9 protein-coding genes and 1 tRNA gene are annotated in these 11,974 nt (G+C 30.9%); 4 read left to right on the top strand and 6 right to left on the bottom strand.

Annotated features, from left to right (window positions below; translation table 11 throughout):
- Positions 1-253 precede the first annotated feature (253 nt).
- Both metK and ACLII3_RS08540 read left to right on the top strand, forming a co-directional pair.
- Positions 254-1,507, top strand: a complete 1,254-nt coding sequence (gene metK, locus ACLII3_RS08545) for a methionine adenosyltransferase (protein ID WP_412983813.1) — start codon at positions 254-256, stop codon at positions 1,505-1,507.
- 161 nt (positions 1,508-1,668) lie between these two features.
- Positions 1,669-3,489 (top strand): hypothetical protein, encoded by a 1,821-nt coding sequence (locus tag ACLII3_RS08540; protein WP_412983812.1) that lies wholly within the window; start codon positions 1,669-1,671, stop codon positions 3,487-3,489.
- A gap of 72 nt (positions 3,490-3,561) precedes the next feature.
- Here ACLII3_RS08540 and ACLII3_RS08535 read toward each other — a convergent pair.
- The 6 genes from ACLII3_RS08535 to ACLII3_RS08510 all read right to left on the bottom strand — a co-directional run bounded on the left by ACLII3_RS08535 (position 3,562) and on the right by ACLII3_RS08510 (position 9,636).
- Positions 3,562-3,644 (bottom strand) — tRNA-Tyr (locus ACLII3_RS08535).
- Between the two features lie 122 nt (positions 3,645-3,766).
- Positions 3,767-6,514 (bottom strand): carboxypeptidase regulatory-like domain-containing protein, encoded by a 2,748-nt coding sequence (locus ACLII3_RS08530; protein ID WP_412983811.1) that lies wholly within the window; start codon positions 6,512-6,514, stop codon positions 3,767-3,769.
- 29 nt (positions 6,515-6,543) lie between these two features.
- Positions 6,544-7,434 (bottom strand): GLPGLI family protein, encoded by an 891-nt coding sequence (locus ACLII3_RS08525; protein WP_412983810.1) that lies wholly within the window; start codon positions 7,432-7,434, stop codon positions 6,544-6,546.
- Positions 7,435-7,528: 94 nt separating this feature from the next.
- On the bottom strand, positions 7,529-8,347 hold the full coding sequence (locus ACLII3_RS08520) for a GLPGLI family protein (protein ID WP_412983809.1): 819 nt from the start codon (positions 8,345-8,347) through the stop codon (positions 7,529-7,531).
- A 90-nt stretch (positions 8,348-8,437) separates the two neighbouring features.
- Positions 8,438-9,280, bottom strand: a complete 843-nt coding sequence (locus ACLII3_RS08515) for a GLPGLI family protein (RefSeq protein WP_412983808.1) — start codon at positions 9,278-9,280, stop codon at positions 8,438-8,440.
- Between the two features lie 17 nt (positions 9,281-9,297).
- Positions 9,298-9,636, bottom strand: coding sequence for a hypothetical protein (locus ACLII3_RS08510; protein ID WP_412983807.1), 339 nt, complete (start codon positions 9,634-9,636; stop codon positions 9,298-9,300).
- A gap of 119 nt (positions 9,637-9,755) precedes the next feature.
- Here ACLII3_RS08510 and ACLII3_RS08505 point away from each other — a divergent pair, with 119 nt between their 5' ends.
- Positions 9,756-11,279: a sensor histidine kinase gene (locus ACLII3_RS08505; RefSeq protein ID WP_412983806.1), complete on the top strand. Its 1,524-nt coding sequence runs from the start codon at positions 9,756-9,758 to the stop codon at positions 11,277-11,279.
- Positions 11,276-11,962 (top strand): response regulator transcription factor, encoded by a 687-nt coding sequence (locus tag ACLII3_RS08500; RefSeq protein ID WP_412983805.1) that lies wholly within the window; start codon positions 11,276-11,278, stop codon positions 11,960-11,962. Before ACLII3_RS08505 ends, ACLII3_RS08500 begins: the two co-directional genes overlap by 4 nt.
- Positions 11,963-11,974 lie beyond the last annotated feature (12 nt).

The raw sequence follows: 11,974 nt of genomic DNA, 5'->3' as shown, positions 1-11,974 counted from the left end.
ATCAATTTATTATAAAAGCATTTTTTAGTTGTGTTATATTAATTACATTTGCCAACGAATTTAAGAGGAAAAATTTGATCTGATTGCAACCTCTTGTACTGAACTTGTTTCAGTACCTGTTCTCTTTAGAGTCTTCAATAGATTCTGAAACGAGTTCAGAATAAAAATGCTAAAGCAGTAATGTATCTACTTCTCTAGCGACCAAGCAATTCAACAAATTCCCTTAATTATTTAAGATTTAAATTAAAGAGATATGTCATATTTATTTACTTCGGAAAGTGTGTCTGAAGGACATCCAGATAAAGTTGCTGATCAAATTAGTGATGCACTAATAGATAATTTTTTAGCTTTTGATAAAGATTCGAAAGTAGCCTGTGAAACACTTGTAACAACTGGACAAGTTGTACTTGCTGGTGAAGTTAAGTCTAATACTTATTTAGACGTTCAAAAAATAGCTAGAGAAACGATTAATAAAATTGGTTATACAAAAAGCGAATACATGTTTGATGGTAATTCATGTGGTGTGTTTTCAGCAATTCATGAACAGTCAGATGATATTAATCGTGGTGTAGATAGAGCTACAAAGGAAGAGCAAGGTGCTGGTGATCAAGGAATGATGTTTGGTTATGCTACTCGTGAGACTGAAAACTATATGCCATTGGCTTTAGATTTATCTCATAGAATCCTAATTGAGTTAGCTGCTTTGCGTAGAGAAAATAAAGATATTACGTATTTAAGACCAGATTCTAAAAGTCAGGTTACTATTGAATACAGTGATGACAATGTGCCTCAACGAATCGATGCCATTGTAGTATCTACACAACATGATGATTTTGATACTGATGAAGCTATGTTAGCAAAAATCAGAAAGGATATTGTAGATATATTAATTCCAAGAGTGGTAGCTAAGCTTCCTGAAGCTATTCAAGCATTATTCACTGATGAAATTAAATATCACATTAATCCAACAGGAAAGTTTGTTATTGGTGGACCTCATGGAGATACTGGATTAACTGGACGAAAAATTATTGTAGATACTTACGGAGGAAAAGGTGCTCATGGTGGAGGTGCTTTTTCAGGGAAAGATCCAAGTAAAGTAGATAGAAGTGCAGCTTATGCCACAAGACATATTGCTAAAAACTTAGTTGCTGCTGGTGTTTGTAATGAAGTGTTAGTACAAGTAAGTTACGCTATTGGTGTTGTTGAACCAATGGGAATATTTATTGACACTTATGGTACATGTCCATTTAATATGACAGATGGAGAAATTGCAGAAAAAGTTTCTAAGATATTCGATATGCGTCCTGCTGCTATTGAAGAGCGTTTAAAATTACGTCAACCAATGTATAGTGAAACTGCTGCTTATGGACATATGGGAAGACCTCACAAAACAGTTTCTAAAACTTTTGAGCAACCAAATGGAGATAGCAAAACCATGGATGTAGAATTATTTACTTGGGAAAAATTAGACTACGTAGATAAAGTAAAAGCTGCTTTTGATTTATAAAAAGACTATGTAACAAAATATAAAGCCTCTAGAAAATCTAGAGGTTTTTTTATTTAAATTTCATTTTAAAGGTAGGAGTTTTTAATACTTAACTGTTTTATTTATAAACACATACAAATTACCTCGTTTGTATTTTTAGTATTAACCTAACCAATTACATTATGAAGTCTATTAAAAATGCAGTATTACTAGCCCTAATTATTTTCAGTTTTTCATGTAATGACGAAGAACTTAACACAAACACTCCACCACAAGGTAATGACCCAGATCCAACTACTTTTTCTCAAAATTTTGGAAACGAAATCTCAAGAAACTTTCTAGGTACAGTCGTTGATAAAAACAATAACCCAATAGAAAATGTAACCATTACAGTAGGAAGCTCTATAGCTTCTACAGACAGTAATGGTGTATTTATAATAAACAATGCTAATGTTAATGAACGTTTCGCATATATTAAAGCTTCTAAAGCTGGATATATTCATGGTTCTAGAGCTGTGGTCCCAAGCTCAGGAACCAATAAAGTGACCATTATGCTACTTGACGAAACCGTTATTGGTACAACCAATAGTGGTTCTCAAGAAACCTTTAATTTAGATAATGGCGCTTCTGTTTCCTTAGAAGGTGAATACATAAAAGAAGATGGTACAGCCTATTCTGGCTCTGTTGATGTAATTATGCATCACTTAGATCCTGAAGACGAGAATATGTCTAATCAAATGCCTGGGATGTTATACGCCGCTAATTCTCAAAATGAAGAACGTATGCTTCAAACCTATGGTATGCTTGCTGTGGAGTTAAGAGGAAGTGGTGGTGAAGACATTAATTTAGCCGAAGGCTCTACTGCAGAAATAAGAGTTCCGCTTGCTACTAATTTGGTAGCTTCTGCTCCTGCAACAATCCCTTTATGGTACTTCGATGAAACTCATGGTTACTGGATTGAAGATGGTCAAGCTAACCTAGTAGGTAATGAATATGTAGGTACTGTTACACACTTTTCTTTTTGGAATTATGACGCACAGTTTCCTGCTGTAAACTTATGTATTAATGTTGTTGATGAAAACGATAATCCTATTTCTAACTTATCTATAACATTAACACACTCAAATTCTGATTATCTATACCCAACCAGTAGTGGTTACACTAACGAAAATGGTGAAGTTTGTGGTTTAGTGCCTAGTAACGAAACTTTAGAGCTTAATGCTTATAGCTATGATGCTTGTGGTTCTAACACTATATATACTTCTAACATTGGACCTTTTAGTACAGACTCAACTATTACAATTATGATTCCTATTCAAGATAATCCAGAAATAATTACAGAAACTATTACTGGTAATTTTAACGATTGTAATAGCAACCCTGTAATTGATGGCTATGTTAATTTAACCTATGGAAATCAATCTTATATTGATATTGTTGATGATGGTAATTTTGAAATTACATTGATTCGTTGTGCTGGAGACGATACATTTCAAATTAGTGGTGCCGATTATACAAACCTTCAAACAACTGGTGAAATAAATTATACATTCACAACACCAACAACAAATATTGGTACTATTACTTCTTGTAATGATGTTACTGAGTTTATTCAATTTACTATTGATGGTGTTGAAGAACATTTAATTATTGAATGGATTGATGCTTATTTTGGTGAAAATGGACAAACAACAGATTTTTCCTTAAACATTTACGCACAAACGAATGATAATTTTGGTTGCTTCTTCTTATTTGGAAGCCTAAATGATGCTCCATATATAGGAACGTACGATCATTTAGATTGGAATACTCCAGGAGATACTGGAATGACTATTCAAGAATGTAATGATATTGCTGATGAAAACAACAACATTATATACAACTTAACTGCTATTGGTGACGTTGGTGAATATATAGACATTAATTTTAGTGGTGATTACCAGGATTTTCAAGGTAACACTCACACTATAACAGGCGTAATACATGTTTTACGAGACGAATAACATCTACCTTAAACAGATTAGTTATGAACCTAAAAGAGCCTTTCGAAATCGAAAGGCTCTTTTTATTGTTTGTGGGGAGAGCAGGATTCGAACCTGCGAAGGTAAAAACCAACAGATTTACAGTCTGTCCTCGTTGGCCGCTTGAGTATCTCCCCAAAAGCGGTGGCAAATATATCTAAGTTTAACCTTTACACAAAATAAAAAACCATTAAAAATAATGGTTTTTTACAGCTGACTATATTTAATTCAAAATCTATTTGAAAATGAGCTATTTACATTACAAGTTGTATTTAACACTTAATACAGCATAACGTGGTTGTATAAAATACTCACTCGTGCTTGTATACAAAGTGTTAGTATTATCTTGGTTTAGTGATTCCGTATTTAATAAGTTTGTTACTCCTAAGGTATATTCCCATTTACTATCCTTTTTTTGATATGCTAAACTAGCATCTAAAAAGCTATAGTTATTTAAAGTTTCTACTTCATTTTTATAATTATAATAGGAATAGTCTGCTTTGAATGTGAATGCCTTTAAGAAATATGCATCAAAATTAACAAAAGGACTATGCGTATAAAACTTATTAGTAGCACTACCTTGGTCATACTCATTAACAGTCAAATTATAGCCTATTTCAAAATTTGGTGCTTTTCTAAAGTTTGTGCTTAATCGCGTTCTATATGACTGTGTGAAGGATTCATTAATATTACGCTCTCCTCCAATAATTTGATTAAACTTTGAGTAAGAAAAACTTCCTCCTACAGATGCCTTTATTTTTCCAAATGTACGTTCAAATCTTCCGTTAGCTGAAACAGACTCGTCAGCAAAATTAGAATTAAAAGGTGTAGATATTCTATTGGTTGTTTGTATAAACTCCTCATCTGAATTATCTGGAAACTCAGGATTCGGAATTAATAAAAAGTCTGATTGACTTCTTATTTGATCAATACGCTTGCTATAATTTACAAAAGCGAACACATTGGTATAATTAAACATATTAAAGCTAAAATAACTTAAGTTTAAATTATGAGACAATGAATTTTCTAAATCTCTATTTCCTTGGAATAAAGAGTTATAATTATTAAACACAAGCCCTTCTGCTAACTGGTTAACATCTGTAAATGTAGTTTGCATTCTATAATTAAAGTTTATGTTTTCACTTTTCTTTAATTGAATTCTCGCATTAAAATCTGGTAATAACCTAAAGAAATTATCCTTTGTGCTTGAACCAAACTGTGTATTTTTTGTAGCATATGTATGTAAAGAAAACCCTGGAGTAATAGTAAAAATTCCTGTTTTTAATCTGTAATGTATACCTAAATAAAGATCGCTTAAACCATAGTCTATATCATTTTCCACATCGCTCTCTGCATCTTCTAACTCATATTTATTTCCATTATCTAGTATTTGGTAAATCTCTGAATTAAACTGCTGCTTACTTAACAACGTCCCTAATGTAAAATTGATATTACTCTTTTGATTTAGAACATACCAATAATCCAGTTTAGCATCTACTTTATTTGTTTTTACACGCTTATCTTGAGCAACATTATAACCAGACTGATTAGTATCTAAACCTAAAACCTGCGAAAACTGAAACTGTTCTGATTGCGTTAACGCTGCATTGTAAAATGGGTCTTCGTCTTGCCATAAATGCTGCGCTTCAAAAGCAAAAATGTTTTTTTCATTAAGTGTATAATAGTAATTAATGTTTTGATTAATACTAAAAGGGTTTTGCTCTTGAGTTTCATCAATATCGTCCAAAACTGAAGAATAGAAGTCTGTAAACTCACTCTGTTTTGACACTCTTCCAAAAACATCATAATCAAAATGATTATTGGCATTAGGCTTATAACTAGAACTCAATTTAAACAATGCTAAATCACTTTTTTGATGTGTCTTACTCGTTGTGCTTTCATCTGGTGGAGCTATTTGATTTTCGTCTTCAGGCTGCGCATATTGTCTAAAACTATTTTCTTGCATATCTGTTCTTGTTCCAGAATAGATAGCAAAACCACTTAAGTCCCATGTTTTCTTTGGTGAATAGCTAAAATTAACAGCTCCAAACTTAGTATCAATAGCTTTAGCTTTATCGTTTCTCATAGTTAAAAAGCCCATATCACTTGTCGCCACATTAAAACTTGTTCCACTATTACTATTAACACCTCTAAAGCCTCCTGAAAATTTAAAATAATCTCGTCTTGTAAATGGTATTTCACCAATATTATTCATATCTGTGATAATATTAAGACTGTATTTTGGACTGTAATAAAACAACTTAGGATGTACTAAATAACGTTCGTCTGGTCCTGCTCCAGCTGTAATTTCACCAAACCAAAAGTTCTTTTTACCTTCTTTTAATTTAATATTAATCGCAATATTATCTTCGTTACTTCTAACACTTCTTAACTGCCCAACTTCATCATAATTTTTTAGCACTTGAACCTTATCTAGTGCATCAGCTGGAATATTTTTTGTTGCTAGTTTAGTATCGCCATCAAAGAAATCTTTTCCTTCCACCATTACCTTACTAACCGCTTTTCCTTCTACTTCAATCTCTCCATCATCATTAATCTCTACTCCAGGAAGTTTTTTTAAGACATCTTCTAGTTTTCTTTCTGTACCATCTTTGAAAGAATCGGCATTATACACTAAAGTATCTCCTTTAACGGTCACAGGCATTTCATAAGTTAACTCAACCTCATCAAGCGTATTATCTGGCTGTAATGTAAAAGTCTTATTTATATCTTGATCCTTAGTTATTATAGTTTCTTCAAAGGTCTTCATACCTATATAACTCACTTGAAGTTTGTAGGTAGCATTACTTTTAAGATTTAACTTATAACGTCCTTTATCATTAGTAATTCCATAGGAATCTAACGCCTTTGTTTCTTGATTAATAGCTATTACATTAGCTAGCTCTAACGGATTTCCAATGCTATCTTTAACAACTCCTTCTACTTTAATTTGAGCAAAAGTGTTGCTTACTACTAATAGTAATATAGCAGTTAAAATGTGTTTCATCTGTTTTGTTTGATTAAATTTTTGATTGATTAGCCTCTCATTCTAAATCCGCCTTTTCTACCTCTTCCTCCATACATTTCGCGCATTTCTTCAATTTTCTTTTTCATGATTTCGGCATACTCTTTTTTAGTAACTTCTTTTCCTTTTGTTGGTTTCTTTATTTCTTCTTTCTCTTCTGGATTCATCACAATTTTAGAACATAAAATGGTAGTTTTATCTGCATTTACTTCTAAAATTAATCCAGGTAATCCCCAATATTCTCCAGGTCCTTGATTAATTGGAATTTGAGGTGTGTACCACGCTGTGATTGTAATTTCTTCAGGAATCTCAATTTCATCTAATGGATCTTTAATAGCTGTTTCACTAGAATCTGCTTTCTTTTCGGCATCTTGCTTTTCTTTATCCTTTCTTCGCATACTTTTCCAATCAAATTCATCTACTTTTTTTACTGCTGTAGCTTTAAAGCACATATACTTACCTATTTGCTTAGTTTCGCTTCCCATAACCCATTGTAATTTTGGTAATGAATCGCTTATTAGAAATTGTTTCCCAAAAAACTCTTGCTCTTGTAATAAACGCTCTTCCTTTACATTTTTATATTGCTTACCACCAGTAAAATTACTCATCATCATTCCAAAGCCTCCACTTCTTCCTGGAGCTTCTAACTTCTCTTCTTCTTTATAAGTAGATTCTGTTTTATTAAACGTTAATACAAATGTTTTTTCCAACATACTTTTCATACGCTCAGCAATCATCTTTTTTTGGTCTTCACTCATTTGTCTTCCTCCAAACCCATCCATATCAAAAGATGTTTTAGATTGATAATAAGCTACACCTTGAAAGCTATCTTGAGCAAACAAAAGAGAGGTGAAAAACAAAGCTAAACAACTAACAGTTAATTTAATAGAATCTAATTTCATTGGTTAATGTATTTGAATTTATAGTTAAAATTACGCTTTAACTTCCAATTAGACTCAAAAAACATCTATAAGTTTAATCTTAAAATGTTAAAATTTATCCTTGTCTTCGTCTACGATTATCACGAAATTCTATCATCTTTTCGGTTATAATTTCTTGATAATTCTTTTTGGTAACAATTTTCCCTTTGTTTGGAGCCTCAATTATTATTTTTTCATTAGGATTCATTATTATTTTAGAACATAAAATAGTAGTATTTCCAGCACTTACTTCTAAAATTAAACCAGGTAAACCCCAATATTCCATTGGTCCATGACTCACAGGAATATTCATAGTATACCATGCCTCAACAGCTGTTAAAGCTACACTAGAATTATCTTTTTCTTTTTCCCTCAAGCTATCCCAAGAAAATGAATACCAATTTAGATCAGACGTAGGTATTAATGCCGTAGCTCTAAAACACATATAACTTCCAATCTGTTTTGTATCACTTTCCAACTTCCACTCAATATCTTGAAGTTTATCTTTTACCAAAAAACGCTTCCCATAAAATTCTTGTTCTTGAACTTGAATATTACTTTTAACGTTTTTATACTGTTCCCCAGGAGCAAAATTTTTCCCCCAAGAATCAGTAGCACCAGATATTGCATCAAGTTTTTCCTCCTCCAAAAATAACGAAGCTTCTTTATTAAAAGTTAAAACAAAAGTTTTTTCAAGCCTTCCTTTCATACGATTGGCAATTTGTTTTTTTTGTGCATCGCTTAATCTAGCTCCCCAAGTTCCTAAATCCATAGTTGATTTAGAAAAATAATAAGCTTGTCCTTGAAACTCCTCCTTTTTAGAGTTAGAGACAAAACTACTGGTCAATAAAACAATGAACGTTAATACTACAATCTTTAAAAATCTAAATTTCATAATATGATGGTTTTTATATTTTGTTTAGCAAATTTAAATAATCATTAAACAAAACATAAATGTTTACCAAAATATTAACAATATCTTACATTATCCCCCAATTCTAATTTCAATACTCTCACCATCACCATCTCTATCATGACTATAGCGTTCTTGCATTTCTTTCATCTTCTTTTCCATAATTGCGTCATATTTTTCTTGGGTTATTTTTTTTCCTTTTGTTGGCTTATTAATAGACACTTTATTTTTAGGATTAAGAACTATTTTACTACAAATTAAAGTTTCTGAGCCATCATTTACTTCTAAGATTAAACCAGGTAAACCATGATAATTTCCAGGTCCATTATTTACTGGTATTTGTGGTGTATACCAAGCTGTAATGGTAATTGTTTCCATTTTATCTGTAGTTAAATCACCTAAATCTTTATCACCATTAACACTAATCCCACTTTCAATCATTGGAACTTCACGCGTCATGGTAGCCTTATAACATGTATAGTCTCCAATATTTTTAGTTTCACTACCTAACTCCCATTTGTGCTCGGTAAGATTCCCTTCAATTAAAAACAGCTTACTAAAAGATTCATTTTGATTAGCAAACGTACCTTCTTTAGTATTTTTATACATAACATCTGAACCTCCTGTTTCAACCATTACCATTACCATCCCTTGTGGCTGTGGTGCTTCTAATTGCTCTTCTTCCTTATAAACAGATTCTTCCTTAGTGAAACTTAATTTATATGTTTTCTCAAACTGCTTTTTTAACATATCCATCATCCGTTGATGCATCTCTGATCCCATTTGAGTACTATCTAGCTTCACATCTACTTTTCTATGCGACTTATAAGTAGCTATACCTTGAAAGTCTTGAGCCATAGTAATTGTTGTTACAAACATTAAAGCAATGGCTATAAATTTTGCTATACTATTCATTTTTCTTTTAGTTTAAATTATACATTTTTTGAATTATTGATTTTGATTTTTTTTACTTGTTCTAAAAAAGCTTCTTTTTTTTGCGATTCACTTTCTATTTTAAATGAAATGTTGCTAACCTCAACATTACCTTCTTTATTACTGAAGTTGCAATTGATTTCGAATGAATACAATTTATAACCTTCCATTTCTTGAAAAACAGTAACGATATCTTCAATATTAACTTCATCCATCTCTGACAATGAATCAGCATTAATAGTCATTGAAAACTCATCAAGATTTAGCTTTTTTGATTGTTCTTGTGAAAAAGCTAGCGATGTACATACTAACATTAAAAAGATAATAACTGTTTTCATTCTTTGTGATTTTAATTAGCAATACAAATATGATGCGTTAAGCTTAATTAAACAGTTAACTAGTGTTAACTAGTGTTAACCGATTGGTTTTATAATGTTTTAACATTTACTTTTGAAGTATGAATGACGCAAAGTATAAATGGTTACTAAATGCAATTGCTATTGTTATTATTAGCACAATAGCAATTCAGATATACTGGAACTTCAAGAATTATCAAATAAATAAGCAACAACTTATTAATGATGTACAAACAAGTTTGGATAATGCAGTTGAGACTTATTATGCTGATTTAGCTGAAAAAAGCACTATTGGATTTGCTATTGAAGCTAACTCAACCGCAGAGATTTTCGAAAAAAACGGAAGGTTTGACAGCATTATGCAAATCATAGACATTGCCGAAAAAGGATTTCAAAATATTGACTCTGTACAAATAGACTTAAACAATCAACCAGATGGTATAAAAATATTTAAAGGCTATAAAGCAGATAGTCTTTTACAAACAATACATTCAGACCATAACGTTTTTAAACCTCAAAAAGACAAATTTGAATTAAAACACATTGAGTTAAATCAATCAGATTCTACAACTATTGATGATTTAAAAATATTAACTTCTAAGGTTGTGTTTTCTATGTCACAAGATACCTTAAATCTAAACACTCTTGATACACTTTTAGTAAAGCAGTTAAACAGAAAAAGCTTAGAGTTAGACTACATACTTTCTTTTAAAAAAGTAAATGGAGATACACTTTTAAGCAAAGATTCGGCATTAAAAACCACCAATTTAAATACAGTTTCTAAGTCTCCTTTTTTACCAAAAGAAAGTGAATTAACTATTTATTTTTCTAATGAAACAAAAGTTATTTTAAAACGAATCTTAACAGGAATTGTATTATCAAGCCTTTTAGTTTTAGCAGTTATAGCTTGTCTATTTTACTTATTAAAAATAATAAAGCATCAAAAACAGCTTGCCGAAGTTAAAAATGATCTTATAAGTAATATTACACACGAATTTAAAACACCTATTGCAACAATTGGTGTTGCTTTAGAAAGTATCAATAGCTTTAATGTTATTGAAGACAAAGAAAAGACTAAACAATACATTGACACCTCAAGCAATCAATTACAAAAACTTAACCTAATGGTTGAAAAACTATTAGAAACGGCCACTTTAGATAGTGAGGCACTTGAAATAAACACTGAAGACATAGATCTAATACTATTACTGCAATCATTAATTAAAAAGCACTCCATTTCACTAACAGACAAAACAATAGAATTAAACAGTACATTAAACAGTCTCTTAATAAATGTTGATGCTTTTCATATTGAAAATGCCTTAAATAACATTATTGATAATGCCCTAAAATATGGAGGTGATAAAATAGTTATTGATGTTTCTAAACAAAACAATCAAGTCACTATTAATGTTTCCGACAATGGCACCTCATTAACCAAAACCTCTAAAGAAAAAATATTTGAGAAATTTTATAGAGTTCCAAAAGGGAATACTCACGACGTTAAAGGTTTTGGTATTGGTTTGTATTACACCAGAAAAATTATTGAAAAACACAAAGGCTCAATAATCTTGGAATTAGAAAAAGATATGACAAACTTTAAAATTACACTTCCAGAATCATGAATGATGTAAAAACAACCATATTATTAGCTGAAGATGAACCAGCTTTAGGGCAAATCATTAAGGAAAGTTTAGAAACAAGAAACTTTAATGTATTGCTTTGTGAAAATGGAGAAAAAGCTTATCAAGTATATAAATTAGAACAACCAAAACTATTAGTACTGGATGTAATGATGCCAAAAAAAGATGGTTTTACTCTTGCAAAAGAAATAAGAATGGAAGATGATACCATTCCTATTATTTTCTTAACTGCAAAATCGCAAACACAAGATGTTGTTGAAGGCTTTAATATTGGAGGCAATGACTATTTAAAAAAACCATTTAGTATCGAAGAGTTAATTGCTAGAATTAATAATTTACTACACAGAACTAAAGTTCAAAAAACTTCTCAAATAATAAAGTTTGGTAGTTTTACTTTTGATTTCCCAAAACAAACACTTCAATATTTAGAACAAGACAAAAAACAACTTACACATAGAGAAGCACATTTATTATTTCATCTTTTAAAAAATAAAAATGAAGTATTAGAACGTACAATGATACTGAATAAGCTATGGGGAAATGACGATTTTTTCTCTGCTAGAAGCATGGATGTGTTTATTACAAAACTTAGAAAAAAATTACAATTTGATGAAAATATTCAAATTGTAAATGTTCGTGGATTTGGATATAAATTAGTTTGCTAAAAATGGTTTGAT

Source organism: Pontimicrobium sp. IMCC45349, from assembly GCF_047219225.1.
Classification (GTDB): domain Bacteria; phylum Bacteroidota; class Bacteroidia; order Flavobacteriales; family Flavobacteriaceae; genus IMCC45349.
Note: the sequence above shows the minus strand (reverse complement) of the source record. Positions and strands in the feature narration are given on the sequence as shown.